At 55.9% G+C, this 19,533-nt stretch carries 17 protein-coding genes; 9 read left to right on the top strand and 8 right to left on the bottom strand.

The window, feature by feature from the left end; genetic code table 11:
- The first annotated feature begins 50 nt into the window (after positions 1–50).
- The 4 genes from addB to IC803_RS13725 are packed head-to-tail and all read left to right on the top strand — an operon-like array spanning position 51 to position 11,826.
- The gene (gene addB, locus IC803_RS13740; RefSeq protein WP_304441244.1) at positions 51–3,557 is read left to right on the top strand and encodes a helicase-exonuclease AddAB subunit AddB; all 3,507 of its coding nucleotides are present in this window, start codon (positions 51–53) and stop codon (positions 3,555–3,557) included.
- The gene (addA, locus tag IC803_RS13735; protein WP_081207744.1) at positions 3,554–7,288 is read left to right on the top strand and encodes a helicase-exonuclease AddAB subunit AddA; all 3,735 of its coding nucleotides are present in this window, start codon (positions 3,554–3,556) and stop codon (positions 7,286–7,288) included. Before addB ends, addA begins: the two co-directional genes overlap by 4 nt.
- Positions 7,289–7,306: 18 nt before the next feature.
- Positions 7,307–8,485, top strand: coding sequence for an exonuclease SbcCD subunit D (locus IC803_RS13730; RefSeq protein WP_081207745.1), 1,179 nt, complete (start codon positions 7,307–7,309; stop codon positions 8,483–8,485).
- Entirely contained in the window at positions 8,482–11,826 is a 3,345-nt protein-coding gene (locus IC803_RS13725) for an AAA family ATPase (protein ID WP_081207746.1), read from the top strand. Before IC803_RS13730 ends, IC803_RS13725 begins: the two co-directional genes overlap by 4 nt.
- A gap of 83 nt (positions 11,827–11,909) precedes the next feature.
- Here IC803_RS13725 and IC803_RS13720 read toward each other — a convergent pair whose 3' ends face one another.
- The 7 genes from IC803_RS13720 to IC803_RS13690 form a co-directional block, all read right to left on the bottom strand.
- A complete protein-coding gene (locus IC803_RS13720) occupies positions 11,910–12,131 on the bottom strand; it encodes a spore germination protein (RefSeq protein WP_063166630.1) in 222 nt (73 codons plus the stop codon).
- A complete protein-coding gene (locus IC803_RS13715; RefSeq protein WP_081207747.1) occupies positions 12,131–12,529 on the bottom strand; it encodes a spore germination protein GerPE in 399 nt (132 codons plus the stop codon). Before IC803_RS13715 ends, IC803_RS13720 begins: the two co-directional genes overlap by 1 nt.
- The gene (locus IC803_RS13710) at positions 12,526–12,717 is read right to left on the bottom strand and encodes a spore gernimation protein GerPD (protein ID WP_081207748.1); all 192 of its coding nucleotides are present in this window, start codon (positions 12,715–12,717) and stop codon (positions 12,526–12,528) included. Before IC803_RS13710 ends, IC803_RS13715 begins: the two co-directional genes overlap by 4 nt.
- Positions 12,714–13,316, bottom strand: coding sequence for a spore germination protein GerPC (locus IC803_RS13705; protein ID WP_081207749.1), 603 nt, complete (start codon positions 13,314–13,316; stop codon positions 12,714–12,716). Before IC803_RS13705 ends, IC803_RS13710 begins: the two co-directional genes overlap by 4 nt.
- 83 nt (positions 13,317–13,399) lie before the next feature.
- On the bottom strand, positions 13,400–13,624 hold the full coding sequence (locus tag IC803_RS13700; RefSeq protein WP_081207750.1) for a spore germination protein GerPB: 225 nt from the start codon (positions 13,622–13,624) through the stop codon (positions 13,400–13,402).
- Between the two features lie 15 nt (positions 13,625–13,639).
- The gene (locus tag IC803_RS13695) at positions 13,640–13,861 is read right to left on the bottom strand and encodes a spore germination protein (protein WP_063166625.1); all 222 of its coding nucleotides are present in this window, start codon (positions 13,859–13,861) and stop codon (positions 13,640–13,642) included.
- Between the two features lie 69 nt (positions 13,862–13,930).
- Positions 13,931–14,155: a spore germination protein gene (locus IC803_RS13690; protein WP_081207751.1), complete on the bottom strand. Its 225-nt coding sequence runs from the start codon at positions 14,153–14,155 to the stop codon at positions 13,931–13,933.
- Positions 14,156–14,298: 143 nt separating this feature from the next.
- On the opposite strand from IC803_RS13690, the gene IC803_RS13685 reads away from it, so the two are divergent.
- The 3 genes from IC803_RS13685 to IC803_RS13675 all read left to right on the top strand — a co-directional run bounded on the left by IC803_RS13685 (position 14,299) and on the right by IC803_RS13675 (position 17,595).
- Positions 14,299–14,523 (top strand): spore germination protein, encoded by a 225-nt coding sequence (locus tag IC803_RS13685; RefSeq protein WP_081207752.1) that lies wholly within the window; start codon positions 14,299–14,301, stop codon positions 14,521–14,523.
- A gap of 98 nt (positions 14,524–14,621) precedes the next feature.
- A complete protein-coding gene (locus IC803_RS13680) occupies positions 14,622–16,217 on the top strand; it encodes a fatty acid--CoA ligase (protein WP_081207753.1) in 1,596 nt (531 codons plus the stop codon).
- 208 nt (positions 16,218–16,425) lie between these two features.
- Entirely contained in the window at positions 16,426–17,595 is a 1,170-nt protein-coding gene (locus tag IC803_RS13675; protein WP_081207754.1) for a DUF418 domain-containing protein, read from the top strand.
- A 12-nt stretch (positions 17,596–17,607) separates the two neighbouring features.
- Here IC803_RS13675 and IC803_RS13670 read toward each other — a convergent pair whose 3' ends face one another.
- Positions 17,608–17,778: an aspartyl-phosphate phosphatase Spo0E family protein gene (locus IC803_RS13670; protein ID WP_081207755.1), complete on the bottom strand. Its 171-nt coding sequence runs from the start codon at positions 17,776–17,778 to the stop codon at positions 17,608–17,610.
- Positions 17,779–18,107: 329 nt separating this feature from the next.
- On the opposite strand from IC803_RS13670, the gene IC803_RS13665 reads away from it, so the two are divergent.
- Positions 18,108–19,013, top strand: a complete 906-nt coding sequence (locus IC803_RS13665; protein ID WP_081207756.1) for a fumarylacetoacetate hydrolase family protein — start codon at positions 18,108–18,110, stop codon at positions 19,011–19,013.
- Between the two features lie 138 nt (positions 19,014–19,151).
- Complete coding sequence (locus tag IC803_RS13660) at positions 19,152–19,505, top strand: YisL family protein (RefSeq protein WP_081207757.1); 354 nt, start codon at positions 19,152–19,154, stop codon at positions 19,503–19,505.
- The last annotated feature ends 28 nt before the right edge of the window (positions 19,506–19,533 follow it).

The following is a 19,533-nucleotide window of genomic DNA, read 5'->3' as shown; positions in this document are numbered from 1 at the left end:
CATGTGTGCTAAAATAGGGTAAATAAAGGAAATGAATGGTGGTGATTGCGATGTCGCTGCGTTTTTTGCTTGGGCGGTCGGGAAGTGGAAAAACGGCTTCCTGCCTTGAAGAAATTCGCCGCCAGCTGCAGGAAGATCCAAAGGGAAGGACGGTCGTCTATCTTGTCCCGGAACAAATGACGTTTCAATGCGAATACGCGCTAATACATACGGACGGAACAGAGGGAATGATCCGCGCCCAAGTGTTCAGCTTCCCACGTCTCGCCTGGCGCGTGCTGCAAGAAACAGGAGGCATGAACCGTTACCACGTTCACGACGTTGGCGTGCAGATGATGATTCGAAAAATTATTGAACAGCGCAAACAAGAGCTGAAGCTGTTTGGACGTGCGGCAGATAAAAGCGGTTTTGTCGAACAGATGCATGGGATGATCACAGAATGCAAGCGGTATTGCTTGACGCCGGATGAACTCCGCCGCCATGCCGGCATGCTCGAGGGCGGATCAGGCCAGCCCGGCCGCCGGCTGCTAGCTGATAAGTTAAGCGATGTGGCGCTCGTTTATGAGGAGTTGGAACGAAGCCTTCTCGGCCATTATCTTGACTCGGAAGATTATTTGCGCCTGCTCGCCGATCACATCCCCCGCTCCGGCTACTTGCACGGCGCCGACATTTATATCGACGGCTTTCATCATTTTTCCCCACAGGAATATATGGTTATTGAACAGCTGCTTCACCGTTGCCGGCGCGTCACCGTGTGCTTGACGGCTGACCGCCCTTACGATGAAGGGATGCCGGATGAGCTCGATCTTTTTTACTTGCCGGCGCAGACGTACCGCCAGTTGCGCGAGCTCGCTTTGGCCAATGATATTCTGATCGAGCCGCCGATCGTGCTTTCCGCAAACCGTCGCCATCAAGACGGGGCGCTCGCCCATCTTGAAGCGCAGTTTCACCGCCGTCCGCTGTTGCCGTATGAAGCGGAGACCGATGCGGTCCGCCTTTACGAGGCAGCCAACCGCCGCGCCGAAATCGAAGCGGTCGCTCGGGAAATCATCCGTCTCGTCCGCGACGAAGAGGCGCGCTATCGCGACATTGCGCTGATCATCCGCCAGACGGAAGCGTATCGCGACCTTGTGAAAACAGTGTTTTTTGACTTTGATATCCCGTATTTTATGGATGAAAAAGAGCCGATGCATCATCACCCGCTCATTGAACTCGTGCGCGCTGCTTTGGAGACGGTAGTGACGCGCTGGCGCTATGAGGCGGTTTTTCGTGCTGTCAAAACGGATTTGCTCTTTCCGGTTGACGATGACTTGGCCATGTGGCGCGAGGCGGCGGACAAGCTCGAAAACTATGTGCTCGCCTATGGGGTGAAAGGCGAAAAGTGGACAAGCGGTGAACGTTGGACATACCGGCGCTATCAGGCGCTTGACGGGCTGAATGTGCCGCAGACGGATGAAGAGCGGCAGTTTGAAGACAAGCTCAACGAATGGCGCGACGCGCTGGCGGCCCCGCTCCGCCGGCTTGAGCGCCGTCTGCGCCGGGCTGCCGATGGACGCGGTCTTTGCACGGCGTTATATCTCTTTTTAGAAGAGTTGCAAATTCCGAAAAAACTAGAACAAATGAGCGCGCAGGCGGAAGCGGACGGACGCCTCGTCGAAGCGCGCCAGCACGAACAGGCGTGGAACGCGGTCATCGACTTGCTCGATCAATACGTCGAAATGCTCGGAGCGGAACCGCTGCCGCTTGCCGAGTTTGCCAAAGTGATCGAAGCCGGGCTCGATCGGCTGGAATTCGCCCTCGTTCCGCCAGCGGTCGACCAAGTGATCGTCGCTCAGCTCGACCGTTCGCGCCTGATTGATGTCAAGTATGCGTTTATCATCGGCGCCAATGACGGCGTCATCCCGGCCAAAGCGAAAGAAGAAGGACTCATGGCCGAGGTTGAGCGGGAGCAATTGCGCGAACTCGGGATGACGCTTGCGCCGGGAGGACGGGAGCAGCTGTTTTACGACCCGTTTTTTGTTTACTTGGCTCTTGCCTGCCCGAGCCGACGGCTATACGTTACGTATCCGCTTGCTGATGGCGAGGGGAAGGCGCTTATGCCGTCCCCGCTCATCAAGCAGCTCGTTCAATTGTTTCCGCATCTGTCTGTTCATTTATGCGGCAATGATCCGTTCGATGCCCCACAGGAGAAGCCGGAGGCGTTTGTCACCGCACCGCGGGCGACACAGACGTATCTCATCAGCCAGCTGCGGGCGTGGAAGCGAAATTATGGCATCGCTCCGCTTTGGTGGGATGTATATAATGTGCTGATCAGTCATCCGGAATGGAAGGCACGAGTAGAGCAGGCGGTGTCAGCGCTGTTTTATACGAATCAGGCAGCGGCGCTCAAAAAACAATGGAGCCGACGGCTGTACGGAAAAAAAATTCAGGCGAGCGTCTCGCGCATGGAGCAGTTTCAAAAATGCCCGTACGCTCATTTCGCCTCGCATGGGCTGCGCTTGAAAGAGCGGAACGTTTTCCGCCTTGAGGCACCGGATGTCGGGCAATTGTTCCATGCCGCCATCAAGCAAATTGCCGACCGAGTGCGTGAACAGCATCTTGATTGGAAAAAGCTATCCAGATCGGAATGCGAGCGGCTGTCGGATGAAGCAGTCGAGCGGATCGCCCCGCTCATCCAGCAACAGGTGTTATCAAGCTCTAGCCGCTATGAATATATGAAACGGAAATTAAAAAATGTTGTCTCCCGCACGGCGCATGTATTGAGCGAACATGCGCGGGCGAGCGGATTTGCCCCGGTCGGATTCGAGTTGGCGTTCGGACCGGGCGGCGACTTGCCGCCGCTTCGCTTCCAGCTTCGCGATGGGACCGTGATGGAGCTCGTCGGGCGGATCGACCGCGTTGATCAGGCGGAAAGCAGCCAAGGCGTGCTCCTTCGCATCATCGATTACAAATCGAGCGCCAAAACGCTCGATTTGACGGAAGTCTATTACGGTTTAGCGCTGCAAATGTTCACGTATCTCGATATTGTGCTGACGTATGCTGAACAGCTTGTCGGAAAGCCAGCGTTGCCGGCCGGGGTGCTTTATTTTCATATTCACAATCCGATTATTCAAGCGCGGCAATGGCTTGACGACGAAACGGAACTGGCAAGAAAGCTGCTTGAACCGTTTCGGATGCGCGGGTTGCTGCTTGCCGATGCCGAGGCGATCCGGCTGATGGACAGCCACACAGCAAGCGGGCAATGGTCGCTCATTGTGCCCGCTCAGCTAACAAAAAACGGGGCGATCCACTCGCGTTCTTCGGTGGCCAGCGCCTCCGATTTTGCTGCGCTCCGTCAACATGTTCGCCGCTTGTTTACCGACATCGGTGAACAAATCGCCGACGGTGTCGTATCCATCGCCCCGTATAAGCTGAAAAACAAAACGGCGTGCGAGTTTTGCGCCTTTAAGCCAGTATGTCAATTTGATGAGGCGTTGCCTAGCAACGAATATCGGAAGCTTGCTCCGCAGACGAAGGATGCGGTGATCGAAACATTAGCGGAAGGGAAGGACGAAAAGTGAACGCTACGATTCGCCCGAAACCGGCTGGAAGCCGGTGGACGGATGAACAATGGAAGGCGATTGCGGCCGGCGGCCGGGACATTCTCGTCGCGGCGGCGGCCGGATCCGGAAAAACGGCTGTTCTCGTCGAGCGAATCATTCAAAAGGTGACGGCGGAAGAGGGAGCGGTCGATATTGACCGCCTGCTCGTCGTCACGTTTACGAATGCGGCAGCAGCAGAGATGAAAGCGAGAATTGGCGAAGCGCTCGAACGGGAGCTTGCCAAGCGTCCGCATTCGCTCCATTTGCGGCGTCAACTCAGCTTGCTCAACCGCGCCTCAATTTCGACGCTCCATTCGTTCTGTTTGGATGTGATCCGCAAGTATTATTATTTGCTCGATTTAGATCCGTCGTTTCGCATTGCCGATGAGACGGAAATCGAGCTGTTGAAGGAAGATGTCCTTGAGGAACTGCTCGAGGAACAATACGGGAAGGCGGACAATGAGCGCTTTTTCGCCGTTGTCGATGCCTACACTGGTGACCGGAGCGATGCCGAGTTGCAGGAGATGATTTTGGCGCTCTACGAATTCTCTCGTTCCCATCCGGCGCCGGATGAATGGCTGGCTAATCTAGTATCGATGTATGGTATCGATGAACAGACGCCCATCGAAACGCTGCCGCCGGCGCGCTATATCGCCCAGCACGCGGCGATGGAGCTGGCGGCGGCCAAGCGGCTTATCGGCTTGGCTTTGAAGCTTGCCGAGAAAGAAAGAGGGCCGAAGCCGTACAAGAAACGGTTGGACGAAGATATGGACTTGATTGCCGATTTGGAAAAGCGGCTGGCTGGGCCGTGGGATGAGCTGCATCGTGCGCTGCAATCGCTGTCGTTCGGACGGCTCCCGGCTTGCCGCGGCGACGGGTATGAGGCGCGGCTCATCGATGAAGCGAAATCGCTGCGCGATCAAGTGAAAAAGAAAATCGAGGCACTGCGCGACAACGTGTTTTCGTTTCGCCCGTCTACTTGGCTTCGTCACATGCGCGAGATGAAACCGGTCGTCGAAACGATCGTCGCTCTCGTCCGCCGCTTTTCCGCCATGTTTGAAGCGGCGAAACGGGAAAAAGGGATCGTTGATTTTTCCGACTTGGAGCATTACTGTTTGCGCGTTTTGCGGCAGCGCGACCCGGAAACAGGCGAATGGCAGCCGTCGTCCGCCGCTTTGGAGTACCAGGCGCAGTTTGATGAGGTGCTTGTTGATGAGTATCAAGATACGAACCTCGTCCAAGAAACGATTTTGCAGCTCGTCAAAAAAGGAAGCGAGCGAACGGGCAACTTGTTTATGGTCGGCGATGTCAAGCAATCGATTTACCGGTTCCGCCTCGCCGAGCCGATGCTGTTTCTCGATAAGTACAAGCGGTTTACCGCTGATGGGGAAGCAGGGGGAATGAAAATCGACTTGGCGAGCAACTTCCGCAGCCGCGCGGAGGTGCTCAATGGGGCAAATTTCCTATTTGCGCAAATTATGGGGGAAGCGGTCGGGGAAATGGCTTACGATGAGGCGGCGCAGCTTACGTATGGCGCCGATTATCCAGATGGGACGGATGCCGTTCCGGAGGTGATGATCATCAACCGGCAGCGCGCGGCGGAAGAGGGCGAGGAGGAAGCGGCCGAGCTTGAGGCAGCGGAGCTTGAGGCGCGCTTGATGGCAGAAAAAATAAAAGAGACCGTTTCACGCCCGTTTTATGTGTACGACCGTTCGAGCAGGCAACCGCGGCGTGCCATGTATCGCGATATCGTCGTGCTCGTCCGTTCGATGACAAATGCGCCGCAACTAATTGAACAGCTGCAGGCTCATGGCATTCCGGCAGCAGCTGATTTGTCATCCGGCTATTTCCAAGCGACGGAAATTTCGGTGATGTTGTCGCTGTTGAAAGTGATCGATAATCCATATCAGGATATTCCGCTGGCGGCTGTGCTCCGTTCACCGCTATTTCGGTTTGATGAAAACGAGCTCGCTATGATCCGCCTCAGCGACCCGAAAGGCGCGTTTTTCGAGGCGCTGCAAGCGTTTCGCCAGAAGCCGGCGGAAACGGATGAGGAAGAGAATGCCAAGAAAAAAGCCATTGCCTTTCTCGACCGGTTGGAAGAATGGCGCACGATGGCGCGCCGCCGTTCATTAGCGGACCTGATTTGGCAGCTGTACCGCGATACGCAATTTTATGATTTTGTCGGCGCTTTGCCGGGCGGAAAGCAGCGGCAAGCCAATTTGCGCGCCCTATATGACCGCGCCCGGCAATACGAGTCGACGTCATTCCGCGGGCTGTTCCGCTTTCTCCGCTTCATCGAGCGGCTGCAAGAGCGCGGCGACGACTTAGGGGCGGCCCGTCAGCTCGGCGAGCAGGAAGATGTCGTGCGCGTCATGACGATCCATAGCAGCAAAGGGCTCGAATTTCCGATCGTTTTTCTTGCTGGACTCGCGCGCCCATTTTATACGCGCGACTTGCATTCCCCGTATTTGCTTGATAAAGAGCTCGGATTTGCCGCCCGGTTTGTCCATCCGCAGCTGCGCATCAGCTACCCGACGCTGCCGCTGTTGGCCATTCAAGTGAAAAAGCGGCTTGAGCTGCTGGCGGAGGAAATGCGCGTTTTGTACGTCGCGCTCACAAGGGCAAAAGAGAAGCTGTACTTGCTTGCTTCGGTCAATGATGCGGACAAAGAGATTGAAAAATGGAAAAGCATTGCCGCTGAAAGCGGCTGGCTCCTTCCGGACGATGTGCGGGCGTCGGCCCGTTCGTACTTAGATTGGATCGGCCGGGCGCTCATCCGTCATCGAGACGGGTGCGCCTTAATCGAAGCGGATGCGTCAGCGCCGCCGGAGATTGCCTCTCATCCGTCGGTGTGGCGTCTTGCGATCGTGCCGGCAGCCGAGCTGCGCGGCGGTGAGATGTCGGCCGACCGGGAGGATGGCGGCACGCTTGCCGCGCTCGAACAAGGCCGCCCCGTTCCGACTCGAGGAGAATGGGAGAAGGAGGCAAGGCGCCGCCTGTTATGGCGGTATCGCTACGAAAAGGAGACGGCCGTGCGCGCAAAACAGTCGGTCTCAGAACTGAAAGAACAGCGGGTGCTGTTTGGCGAACAGGCGGACGAGTGGCTGCCGCGCAAAGGGACGGCCCCGCTGTTTGCCCGACCGCGCTTTATGCAGGAAAAAACGTTGACACCCGCTGAAAAAGGAACCGCGCTTCATGTCGTCATGCGCCATCTCGATTTGCACGCACCGATGGACGAATCGTCGATCCGCAGCCAAATCATTCGACTTGTCGAAAAAGAATTGCTGTCGGCCGAGCAAGCTGAAGCGGTCGATGCCGCCGCGATCATCGCCTTTTTCGCAACGGACATCGGCCGGCGCCTCTGCGCCGCCGGCGAAGTATACCGCGAAGTGCCGTTCAGCTTAGGGCTTCCGGTTGACGAACTCTACGGCGGCGAAGGGATGGAGGGCGGCCGCCGCCTGCTCGTGCAAGGGGTGGTCGACTGCGTGTTTGCCGATGAACACGGCTATGTGGTGATCGACTATAAGACGGATGAGGTGACGGGCCGTTTTGCCGGTCAAAAAGAGGCGGCCGTCCGCTTTTTGCTTGGCCGCTACGGGGCGCAAATGCGCCTCTATCGGCGGGCTATTGAGCAAATTTGGCGCGTGCCGGTGGCGGAATGTTACTTATACTCGTTTGACGGCGGGTATTTTCTCGCAGTGGAGTGAAGCGGAGGGGGAGAGACGATGCGCATTTTGCATACGGCCGACTGGCATCTCGGGAGGACGCTCGAGGGCCGAAGCCGGCTGGCTGAGCAGGAAGCGTTTATCGACGAGCTTGTCGAAATCGTTAGGAACGAACAAATTGACGTCATCTTAATGGCCGGCGATGTGTTCGATTCCGTCAATCCGCCGGCGGCGGCGGAACAATTGTTTTACGAAAGTTTAGCCCGCCTGTCTGACAAAGGACGCCGGCCGGTCGCCGTCATCAGCGGCAACCATGACCATCCGGACCGCATCAGCGCGGCTCGGACGCTGCTTTCCGATTATCATATCTTTCTTTTCGGCCGCCCGGAAGCTTCCGTTTGTCAGATTGACGTCCCATCGTGCGGAGAAACGATGATGCTTGCTCCGTTGGCCTATCCGTCTGAATCACGCCTCGCTGAACTGCTGTCGTCCGACCATCGGGAAACGGCGCTGCGCGACCGGTATGATGACCGCATCCGTGCGCTGTTAACGGCGATGGCCGCCTCATTCACCGAGAAGACGGTCAATATCGTGATGAGCCATCTTTACGTCGCCGGCGGCCATACGTCCGATTCCGAGCGGCCGATTGAAGTGGGCGGCGCTTATACAGTGGCGGCGGCGAGTTTGCCGAACGCCGCCCAATATGTGGCGCTCGGCCATCTGCATCGGCCGCAGGACGTCAAACGGGCGGAGACGGCGGCGCGCTATTCCGGTTCTCCGCTTGCCTATAGCTTCTCTGAAGCTGGGCATGCCAAGTCGGTCACGGTTGTTGATGTCCATCCGGGCGGGGCGGCCAGCGTGACGGAAATTCCGCTTGCCGCCGGAAAGCCGCTTGTCCGCTGGAAAGCGACGGAAGGGCTCGCCCAAGTGTACCGCTGGTGCGAGGAAGGAAAAGACCCGTCGTGCTGGGTTGATTTAGAGCTCCATGTGACTGAACCGCTAACAATGGAAGAAATTTATCGGCTGCGTAAACTTCATCCCGGTTTTGTCCATATCCGTCCGGTGTTTCCGCACCGGATGGAAGAGGTGGCCGAACTGAGCCGCGAAACGCTCTCGCTCGAAGAGATGTTCTGCCGTTTTTACAAACGGCAAACCGGGGGGCAGACGCCGGATGAAGAGCTCGTCCGCCTCTTTTTAGAGCTGACGGCGGAAGAAGAAAAAGAGGGGGGAGAGGAGTGAAGCCGATTTCACTGACGATCGCCGGCCTTCATAGCTTCCGCGAAAAACAGACGATCGATTTCACCACGCTGTGTGACGGCGGCGTATTTGGCATTTTTGGTCCGACCGGAAGCGGCAAGTCAACGATTTTAGACGCCATTACGCTGGCGCTGTACGGCAGTGTTGAGCGGGCCGCCAACCGCACCCAAGCGATCATCAACCATGCTGAACAAGAGTTGTTCGTCTCGTTTACATTTGAGCTTGAACATGCGGCGGGGGCCAAACGGTATACGGTGGAGCGCAGTTTAAAAAAAGTGGATGAGTGGCGGGCGCGAAGCGCCGTCTGCCGGTTGATCGAGCATCAGCCAGAGCCGGTCGTGCTCGCTGACAAGCTGTCCGATGTGGACAAGGCGGTAGGGCAGTTGCTCGGTTTGACTATGGAAGATTTTACTAGAGCGGTCGTTTTGCCGCAAGGCAAATTTGCTGAATTTTTATCGCTGAAAGGGGCGGAGCGGCGGCAAATGCTGCAGCGCCTCTTCCACCTTGAGCGGTACGGCGACCAACTAAGCAAAAAGCTAAAAGACCGGCTTGCCGCCGCTGAGCAAGAAGAGGAAAAAATCAAAGCGGAGAAGGCAGGGCTTGGCGATGCGTCAAAAGCCGCGCTCGAACAAGCGGAGGCGGAGGAGCGGGAGTTGGCCGCACTGCTTGCCAAGCGGAAAAAAGAGCTCGAGGACGTCGAAGCGGATGTTGAACGGACGAGACAGCTTTGGGTGTGGCAGCAAGAAAAAGAAGCGGTCGAGCGAGAGCTGGCCGAGCTGCGCCGGCGTGAGCCGGAAATCCGTGCGCTCGAAGAAAAAAAGGAGCGCGCTGAGCAGGCGGAGCGCATTTGGCCGTACCGGGAACAATACGAACAGGCACGGCGCTTGCGGGCAGAGGCGTCCAAGCGCTACGAAGAGCTGGCGCGAAAGCTCGAGGAAGCCAAGGCCGGCTACGAGGAAGCGGTGCGCCGCTACGAACAGGCGCGGCAGGAAAAAGCGAGCCGCGAACCGGAACTGCTGGCGCAAACGGAGCGGCTGCGCCAGGCAGAACAGCTCGAGCGGCAAATGGAGGCGCTCACGCATGAGCTTGCTGCCCTCAATGAGGAACGAAATCGGCTAGCGGGTCGCGAGAAAGCGGCGCAACGCCGGTTCGAAGAAGCGTCTGCCTGGTATGAACGCGGCATGAAGCGACAGCAGGAGCTAAAAGAAGAACTGCAACGGTATGCGGAGGCGCTAGCCGGTAAAGACGAAGTGGAGCAGGCGCATGGGGAGAAGCGGCAAATCGAGCAAGCGGCAGCGGCCATCGCCCGTGTTGATGCACAGCTCCGGCAAAAGGAAGCGATGTGGCGCCAGGCGGAAGAGGAACGGGCAAAGAGGGAACGCCAGGCTGCCGCCGTCGGCGCCCGGCTTCAGCAGCTGTTTCGGCTCGTAGAGAAAACATACCATTCCGTCTGTCAGCGGCAGCAAGACGTCGAAAAACGGCTGTACGCGCTGCAGCAAGACATGGAGGTGGAGCGGAAGCGGATGGAAGAGGCGCGAACGGCGGAACTGGCGGCTGTGCTGGCCGAACAGCTCCGCCCCGGTGAGCCGTGCCCGGTGTGCGGGTCGCGCGAACATCCGCATCCGTCCACGATGCCGCATTCTTCCGGCTACGGGCAACTGCCTGACCTCGAGCAGAAGCGCCGGCAGTGTGAGCAAGATTTACAAGTCTTGTTCTCGTTAAAGGCGCAGCTTGAACAGCTCGCGGGGCTGGCCGCCGGCCATGGGGCGCCCCCGTTCTTTGCCGCCGGCCGCCCGTCGGAAGAAGTGGACGATGTCGCCGTTGAAGTGCGGGCGCTCGAGCAAGATGTCATTGAGCAAAAAGAATCTGTTTACCGGGCGCTCGCCCAGTGGAACGAAGCGGAAACGGCGCGGCGCGAAGCGGAAAACGCCTGCCGGTGGGCGGCCGCTGACAGGGAAGCGTTGCAAGCTGAAAGACAGCGTCTCGAAGAGGAGCGGCAGCAGCTTGAGCAGCAATGGAGACATGCCTACCCTTCGTTTTCACTCGAGACGATCGACGCGGTATACGAGCAGCTGCGCGAACAAGAGAAAAGGTGGCGCGACGTGCAAAAACGGCTTGAGGATAGCGTGCCGTTTTTAGAAGAAAAACAGCGGGCCAAAGAAGAAGCGTCCGAAGAACAGCGCCGGATGGAGACGGAGCGCATACGCCTTGACTCGCTTATTAACGCTAAACAGCAGTTATCGGAAGAGTATGCACGGCAGCGGCGTGAGAAAGCCGGCCCCAGCCCGGCGGCTGTGCAGCTTCGGGAAGCGGAAGCTGAATGGCGCCGGTTGCAAAGCGGCGAGCAGCAGGCGTATGATGAATGGCAGCGTGCGCAAAAACAGCACCAGACGCTAGAAAGCGAGACAAAGGCGGCCAAGCAGGCGTATGAAGAAGGGGTTCGCCGCGAAGAAGAGGCGCTCGCCCGCTGGCGCCGCGCCCTTGCCGATACGGCGTTTGCCGATGCGGAAGAAGCTGAACGGGCGAGGGCGACAAAAGAGCAATGCGGCGAGTGGGACGAAGCCATCCGCCGCTATTGGCGCCAAGTGGAACAGGCGGAGCACCGCCGGGCTCAACTTGCGGCCGCTCTCGGCGAGGCGGTGGTGAGCGCAGAACAATGGGAGATGCTGCAGCGCGTATACGCCGAGCGAAAAGTGCAAATGGAAACGATGACGCAACAGCTTGGAGCCATTCAAGCAAAAGTGGCGGAGTTGAGAAAAAAACATGCCCGTTTTGTTGAACTCGAGGCGAAGCAAGCGCAGCTCAGCCGGCAGATCGAGCGATATAAGCAGCTGCAGACGCTGCTTCGCGGCAATAGTTTTGTGGAGTTTATGGCGGAAGAGCAACTCGAACAAGTGACAGCCATAGCCGCGGAGCGGTTGCAACGGTTAACAAGGCACCGTTACTCGCTTGAACTCGATTCGCAAGGCGGATTTCTCATCCGCGATGATGCCAACGGCGGCGTCAGACGGCCGGTGGCGACGCTCTCGGGCGGGGAAACGTTTTTGACCTCACTGTCACTGGCGCTGGCGCTGTCGGCGCAAATTCAGCTGCGCGGCGAATATCCGCTCCGGTTTTTCTTTTTGGATGAAGGTTTTGGCACACTTGACGCCGAACTGCTCGATATGGTCATTTCTGCGTTGGAAAAGCTGCATACACAACGGCTGGCGGTCGGCGTCATTAGCCATGTCCAAGAAATTCGCACGCGTCTGCCGCGGAGGCTCATCGTTGAGCCGGCTGAGCCGTCCGGCCGCGGCACGCGCGTCCGGCTGGAAACGATGTAAGGAGTGACCCGTTGAACAAAAAACAGGTATTCGGTAAAGAAAACAGGGGGCAATCTGCCCCCCTTGTTTGTGTTTGACAATGTTCAGTTGTTAGCGGCGACGTTTTGATCAAATACATCTGGGTCAAACGCGTTCGTAAAACTAATGGCGTTGTTTGTCATCACAAAATCGCCGGTGTTGAAACCCCCGGATCCGGCTTGCGTTTTTGTGGCGACTTTCGGCGCAATATAGAGGCAATCCCCCATTTGGACGACGGCGCCGCTTCCAACGTTATTGATTTTAATCGGACCGACGAATGAAGGCATTATGCACCCCTCCCTCTTGTTTGCGCGCCCGACGCAGAGTCAGCCAGCTGGCGGATATGTTTTATTCGTGCCTCCGCCTCTGCGGTGGAGGTTGAACCGATATGGACGACAGCTGACGAAGAAATCCCAAGCACGCGAACTGACCGAACCGAAATGACCGGAGAGTGATGGAGCGTCTGCCGGGAAGCGACTGGCGGCGGGGAAGACCAACGCGGGATCGGTTTTGTAAAAATCGGGAATGTTTGTTCCCCTTCCGGACCAAAAAACAGCTCATATTGGCGCTGGACGGCCAAGGCGCGCGTACGGGCGGAAATCCGTTCCGAGTCACCGATTTGCAGTACAGAGCTAATGATCAGCGTTTCCGCATGAAATGCCTGCACTACTGACGTCCGTTTCACGATGCTTCCCCTCGGATTGGCACGAGCGGAACGAACGGGCCGATAATAAGCGATTCCGGCGGCGTGTCAAACGCTGATGACAAGTTGATCACATCGGCGTCGCCGATTAAAAACAGCGAGGCGCTGGCGACCGCTACGAGGCGGATATCGCCGACGTGCACATCGCGGTTGATGACCGTATAATTCATGGTTCTTCCCCCCCCGTGGGCAAATGTTTGAGAAACGCGTCAAGGGATTGTTCAATATCGGCCTTTACCTTCTGGAAAATTTCGTTTTCGACTGCTTCGTCGCGGCCGCCGGACGGAACGTAGCCTTGGTTGGCTTTTTCCTGCAAATAAAAGTGAATGCGGTCATCGGTCTGGCGGGCAATGTCTTGCAAAATAAATTGCCGATACGTGTCGTCAAGGCGGCGGCCGTATTGACGTTCAAGCTGTTTTAATGTTTCCGGCGCTTCCTTGTTGAGATAGGCGGCCACTTTTTCTTGAATGGGGCGCATCAGCACCGGTTCCGGTTTTGGAATCACCGTTTTTACCGGTTCAACGGCAAAGTCCTCAATCGTTCCCCCGGCTCCCGGCGGGGCAATCCCAATGTTTAATGTTCCTTCTAGCGTTTCCACTTTTAACTGGTCAAACTTATATTCGATCCGTTCGATCGATGTGCGCGGTTGTGCCTCGATTTCCCGAAGCCGGGCTTCGAGAAGGTGAAGGCGTTGTTCAAGCGCCTGTATTTTTTTTGTTTGCCATGATACATAGCGGTGCAGCTTGACGAAATACTCGTATAAACTCATCGTGCACCATCATCCTCTCCCAAGAGCCCTCTTACTTCAATATATGGACGGCCTCTGGTCCTCATCACTCTTTTCTGTTGAGTTTAGCGAGTGGCTGAATGGAGAGGGACGAGAGGGGCGGCCGGCTGCGCTTGCGGACCGAGCGGCACGGTTGCCTGCGGCGCTGGGCCGGTGAATCCGCCGGTGTTGGCGAGCGTGGACAGCGCCTGAATGCTGCCGGCGCTGCCGATTTGCAAAACGGATGAATTCGTCACCGAACCGATCCGCAATTGATGAATGCAAATGCTTTGGCTGATATAAACATTCAACCTCCTTCCCCTCCTCTATACGTTTCCGACGACATTTTCATCGGCGACATCAGCGTCGTTCGTATTCGTGTTGCTGTAATAGTTATAGACATGAAGCCCGTCGCCGGTGTTAAACGAACCGGCGCCAGCGAACGTTTTCGTCACGCTTTGTGGGGAAATCGCAAACACATCGCCAATATGGAACACGCCGCTGCTCCCGACGCTGTTCAGTTTCACGATTCCGACAAAAGCCGGCATGGGGGCATGCTCCTTTCCCAGCTTCGTAGTTACTACTAATGTATGGGCACAAGCCGGAAAACGTTCGCTCTAATTGTTCGCTGCATTATTTGCGTCCAAAATGTCAGGGTCGCCGGTGTTGGTAAAGCTGACAAACGTATTCGTCTGCAAGAAATCCCCATTATTGCTGCCGCCCGCGCCGGTATGCGACTTGGCCGTGCTCTTTGGCGCGATTTGCAATACATCGCCAAAATTGACGGTTCCGTCTCCGCTCACATGGGTAATTTTAATCGGGCCACTAATAAATGAAGGCATTATAGCTCCTCCTTCCCCCCGTATCGTTACTGCATTGTATGAATGCGGAGAAAAATCGGTTCAATGCGGGACGGGTGTCCAAGTGGCAGACGGATTGGCGGCATATGATAAAAAAGGAATGGACAGAAAGGAAGGAGAAGGCGATGCCAGCGATCGTCATTGGCGGGATTAAGGTTACGAGCGTGGGCGGCAACGGCACCGTGAACATGGGGGATGTGTTACAAATCGCCCCAAAAAGTACATCAAAAACGAACTCCGGTGCCGGCGGCGGCAATACGGGTGACTTTTTGCAAACAAATACGTTTTGCAGCGTCACGAATACGGTGGACCCAGATGTGTCTGATGCCGGGGCGAAAGGAAACAACTAGACGGTCGACAACGGAAAAGACCGTCTTTTTCTTTTGCCCATCTTCCTATATAATATAATTGTGAATTTTCTAAAATATATAGCCGGGGGGAGAGGAAGATGAACGTACCGCTTGTGCTCACCCATTTTTTAGACCGCGCTGTGGCTCTGTACGGGGACAAGCCGGCAATGATTTGTTCGGGGCGGACAGTGACGTACCGGCAGCTTGGCGAACGGGTGCGAAGGCTCGCCAATGGGCTGCGGGGACTTGGTGTCCGTAAAGGGGATCGCGTGGCGTATTTGGCTCCTAACACGCTCGAAATGCTCGAAGGGTTTTATGGTGTATTTGAAGTGGGTGGAGTGATGGTGCCGCTCAATACGCGTTTGAAACCGGATGATTATGTCTTCATTTTGAACCATAGCGAAAGCAAAGTGTTGTTCGTTGATGAAGAGCTGTACGGGTTGATTGCGCCCGTCAAAGATCAACTTGAGACGGTCGAGGAGATGATCATTCACCATAAAACAGATGCGGCAATCGTTGAAACCGCTTACGGGGAATGGCTCGCCGCCCAATCGGCCGCGCCCGTTCCGCGCCCGACGATCGACGAAAACGATGTATGCAGCTTGCTGTATACGAGCGGGACGACGGGCAATCCGAAAGGAGTGATGTTGACCCATCGAAACAATTATTTGCATGCGCTCGTGACGATGCATCATCTGTGTGTATCCGACCGTGATACGTATTTGCACGTACTGCCGATGTTCCATGTCAACGGCTGGGGTTCGCCGTTTTACTACACCGCTAACGGAGCGACGCAGATCGGTTTGCGCAAAGTCGATCCGAAAACCATTTTTGACCTTGTCAACGAGCATCGTGTGACCGTTATGCATATGGCTCCGACCGTGCTTAACATGCTGCTGCAATATTACGAGCAGCATAAGCCGGACGTTCCGGAACATGTGCGGGTCGTCATTGCCGGTTCCGCACCGCCGCCCGCGTTTGTTGCGCGCGTCGAAGAAAAACTCGGCTGGAAATTCATTCAAGTATACGGCATGACTGAATCGTCTCCGCTCAGCACCATTTCGCTTATCCGCCCGCAGCTTGACGGGCTGCCTGCCGAACAAAAGCAGCGGCTGAAAGCGAAAGCCGGCTATCCGATGATCGGCTGCGAGGTGAAAGTCGTCGACGAGAATGGAGAGGAAGTGCCGAAGAATGGACGGGCGATCGGTGAGGTGATCGTCCGCAGCCACGGCGTCATGAAAGGGTATTGGAAAAACGATGAGGCAACGGCTGCAACGATTCGTGACGGTTGGCTGCATACAGGAGATATGGCGACAGTCGATGAATACGGGCATATTGATATCGTCGACCGGAAAAAGGATATTATTATTAGCGGAGGAGAAAACATTTCCTCGATTGAAGTCGAAGGGGCGCTTTATGAACATCCGGCTGTGCTTGAAGCGGCCGTCATCGCCGTGCCGCATGAAAAATGGGGTGAAACGCCGCATGCGTTCGTCGTCGTTCGACCCGGGCATACGGTGAGCGAAGAGGAGCTGATCGCCTTTTCGCGGGAAAAGTTGGCCCACTTCAAAGCGATCACGGGTGTAACGTTTGTTGATGAGCTGCCGAAGACCGCGTCTGGAAAAATTCAAAAAGTGCATTTGCGCCGCCAATATTGGGATTCAATGGGAAAAACGGGGCGCTATGTCAACTGATGGCGTGACGTACGCGCTTGCTGCCCTGACAACAGAGACACAAAGCGAAAACGGCAGGAGGGCGGATCATGATATGTGGCGGAGGGCTCGGCGGTGCAAGGCTGCCGACTGTTCCGTAATTGGGCGAAACGTTTGGCGATGACATGAGGTTGCCCGCTGAGTAAGCCGCCTCCTTCGGCATAGCGAAAAGATAGAAAGAAGGGATTTTGTGACATCTTTATCGGCAGAGCGGATCGCGGCGGTTGACGTCCTGCGCGGGTTTGCCTTGTTTGGCATTTTGCTTGTCAACATGCGCTATTTCTCGTCGCCGGCGTTATATGCGGAAGACGTCGGCGGCAGCTCTTTCAACCGCGCGGTTGCCGCGGCCATCGATCTTTTGTTTGAAGCGAGCGCCTATCCGCTGTTTGCCTTTTTATTTGGATTCGGCACGGCCATCCTTTGCCACCGATTGCGCGAGCGCGGGAAGCGGCCGATTCCGATTTTGCTGCGCCGCTTCCTTCTTTTGTTGATGTTCGGCGCCATTCATGCGTTCGGCCTTTGGTTTGGTGATATTTTAATTCCGTACGCGCTTGCTGGGCTGATGTTGCTTTTGTTCATAAACGCCCCGCCGCGCTGGTGGCGGACGGCAGCGCTGGCCGGTTTTTTCCTTTTTCACAGCCTCGTAGCATTGTTGCTGGCCATAAGTATGATGGCCGGATGGACGGGAGCAGCCGATGGCAAAGAGATAGAGGCAGCTGCAGCCCTCCGCCATTACCAAAGTGGAACGTTTCGCGATGTGTTTTGGCAGCGATGGCACGATTGGTTGTATCTCAATAGCGATGGCGGGCTTCTATTTACGCTCTTGGCGGTATTGCCGTTTTGCCTTCTCGGCGCATATGCCGCCAAAGAGCGCTGGCTTGAGGCCGAACGCTATCCGGCCGCGACGTTGCGCCGCTTCATGGGCGTGGCGCTATGCCTCGGTCTGGCGTTAAAAACGATTCCGTATTGGGCCGGGGCCAACACGTTGACGATGTATATCCAGGACAACGTTGGCGGCGCGGTTTTGGCGGTGTTCTACGCTGCTGCTGCTGTGTTTGTTTGCGGGAAAGCCAATTGGCGGCCGGCGTGGCGATGGTTGCAAGACGCTGGGAGAATGTCGCTCACCCACTATCTCGCTCAGTCGCTCATCTGCACGTCGCTTTTTTACAGCTATGGGCTCGGGTGGTACGGGCGGTTGAACGAATGGCAAGGAGCGCTATTGGCGATCGGGATCTATGCTGCTAGTTTATGGGCAAGCCGCCGCTGGTTCGCCCGATTTCGGTTTGGCCCGGTCGAGTGGCTGTGGAGATGGGGAACGTACGGGATGCGTCCGCCTTTTCGGCGCCAGCCGGGCCAATAAAAAATCCGTCGCTTATTGGACGGATGGAGCAGGCGGTTCAAAAGCCATTGTTTGCCGCAAATATTGGTTGATCAATTGGTCAAGCTCTTGGCTGCATTGGATCGTTTCTTTTGCTGTAAAGCCATGAGTGAGCGCCAATTCGATCATTTGTTGCCGTTTTTCTTCAATTAGCAAGAGAACCATTTCCTTCACCATCAATTCTATTGAAATGTTGGTTGGGGGGCGCTGGGAGTGACCGAAGCAAGACCTTTGTTGCATGGCTAAGGTCGCAACCGACAGCCATAGTGGAAACTAAACATTATTATACATAGAACGACGGAAAAAGGAAGCGATTCGGGAAAATAAGTGATAAATTTCCTAATTTAGACAAAATTCTACAAAAACAGGACTTTTTCGCTTGGACGGCGAATAGAATGGGCGATGCGTCGCAATGGGGAGGGATGGACGAGTGCGGCCTGTATGCCCGTCCCTGTGTGCAGTGGAAGACTTAGGTAGAGAGGGAGAGGAAGACAATGAAATTCATTACGGCTGTTTTCAACGGAGAAACATTGGTCGGAGCGGTGCCGGAAGGGGAGGAGACGGCCATCTATTTGCGCCGTGCCGAACGAGCGATGGACGGGAAAGAGACGATTCCAGCGTCGATGCTAGAGGCCATCGCCCAAGGGGACGCTTTTTTGGATCGGGCCCGGAAAGTCATGGATTGGGCGCTTCGCCACCCGGGGCCAGACTACGTCTATCGCCTTGGCGATGTTCGCCTCCTTGCCCCGATCCCACGGCCGGCGAAAAACGTTTTTTGCATCGGCAAAAACTATGTTGACCATGCGCTTGAATTAGGAGATGCCGCCGATGTGCCGAAACATGTCATCGTCTTCTCGAAAACGCCGACGACTGTGATTGGTCATGGGGAAACGATTTTGCGCCATGCGGATGTCACCGATGAAGTAGACTACGAAGGGGAGCTTGCGTTGATCATCGGCAAAAAAGGGCGGGCGATTCGCCGCGAAGAAGCGCTCGATTACGTATTTGGGTACACGATCATCAATGATGTGACCGCTCGTGATTTGCAGGAACGGCATCAACAATATTTGCTCGGCAAAAGCTTGGATACATTTTGTCCGATGGGGCCATGGATCGTGCCGAGTCAATTGATTCCAAATCCGAACGATTTACGCATCGAAACGCGGGTGAACGGAGAAGTGCGCCAGCAGGCGAGCACAAAACAGTTGATTTTTCCGATTGAATCGATCATTGAGACGATCTCAAAAGGCATAACGCTTGAGCCGGGCGATATTATCGCGACAGGGACGCCGGCTGGGGTCGGCAAAGGAATGCGTCCGCCGCGCTTTTTGCAAACGGGCGATGTCGTCGAAGTGACGATCGAAGGGATCGGCACGCTGCGCAATAAAGTCGGGGAATGAGCCAAGGGAAAAGGAATCGTATGCAGATGAAAAGCGCCATCCAAAACGGAGGCGCTTTTCGCATGTCGTAATGTTTGTCAACGGCTTGCCGCCCATGCTATGATGAGGATGAACATGGAAAAGTTGGAGGGATATTAATTGACGCATGCCCATATTACAAGTTGGCTTGTGATGATTATTTTGTTCTTCATCACTGTGTCAATGCAGCGCTCAGGAGCGGCCAAAGCCAACATCGTACAAATGATTTTGCGGCTGTTTTATATTATAACGATCATCACCGGTTTGCTTTTGTTGCATAGCATCGCCACGATTTCCGGACTTTACTTGCTGAAGGCGCTCGCCGGATTATGGGTAATCGGAGCGATGGAAATGGTTTTGATGGCGGGGAAAAAAGGAAAAAGTGCGGCGGCAGGATGGACGCAATGGGTGATTGCGCTCGTTGTGACGTTATTCCTCGGTTTGCTGTTGCCGCTCGGCTTTGATGTGTTCTAAACAAAGCGGCAGCCTAACAGCGGGTTGC

Source organism: Geobacillus sp. 46C-IIa (assembly GCF_014679505.1).
Taxonomy (GTDB): Bacteria; Bacillota; Bacilli; order Bacillales; family Anoxybacillaceae; genus Geobacillus.
The sequence above is the reverse complement of the archived record's forward strand: the minus strand, read 5'-3'. Positions and strand labels throughout refer to the sequence as shown.

Coding starts and splice junctions, on each gene's coding strand:
- addB (WP_304441244.1), top strand. CDS start 51: ATGTCGCTGCGTTTTTTGCTTGGGCGGTCGGGAAGTGGAAAAACGGCT.
- IC803_RS13730 (WP_081207745.1), top strand. CDS start 7,307: ATGCGCATTTTGCATACGGCCGACTGGCATCTCGGGAGGACGCTCGAG.
- IC803_RS13720 (WP_063166630.1), bottom strand. CDS start 12,131: ATGCCTTCATTCGTCGGTCCGATTAAAATCAATAACGTTGGAAGCGGC.
- IC803_RS13710 (WP_081207748.1), bottom strand. CDS start 12,717: ATGAATTATACGGTCATCAACCGCGATGTGCACGTCGGCGATATCCGC.
- IC803_RS13705 (WP_081207749.1), bottom strand. CDS start 13,316: ATGAGTTTATACGAGTATTTCGTCAAGCTGCACCGCTATGTATCATGG.
- IC803_RS13695 (WP_063166625.1), bottom strand. CDS start 13,861: ATGCCGGCTTTTGTCGGAATCGTGAAACTGAACAGCGTCGGGAGCAGC.
- IC803_RS13690 (WP_081207751.1), bottom strand. CDS start 14,155: ATGCCTTCATTTATTAGTGGCCCGATTAAAATTACCCATGTGAGCGGA.
- IC803_RS13685 (WP_081207752.1), top strand. CDS start 14,299: ATGCCAGCGATCGTCATTGGCGGGATTAAGGTTACGAGCGTGGGCGGC.
- IC803_RS13680 (WP_081207753.1), top strand. CDS start 14,622: ATGAACGTACCGCTTGTGCTCACCCATTTTTTAGACCGCGCTGTGGCT.
- IC803_RS13670 (WP_081207755.1), bottom strand. CDS start 17,778: ATGGTTCTCTTGCTAATTGAAGAAAAACGGCAACAAATGATCGAATTG.
- IC803_RS13665 (WP_081207756.1), top strand. CDS start 18,108: ATGAAATTCATTACGGCTGTTTTCAACGGAGAAACATTGGTCGGAGCG.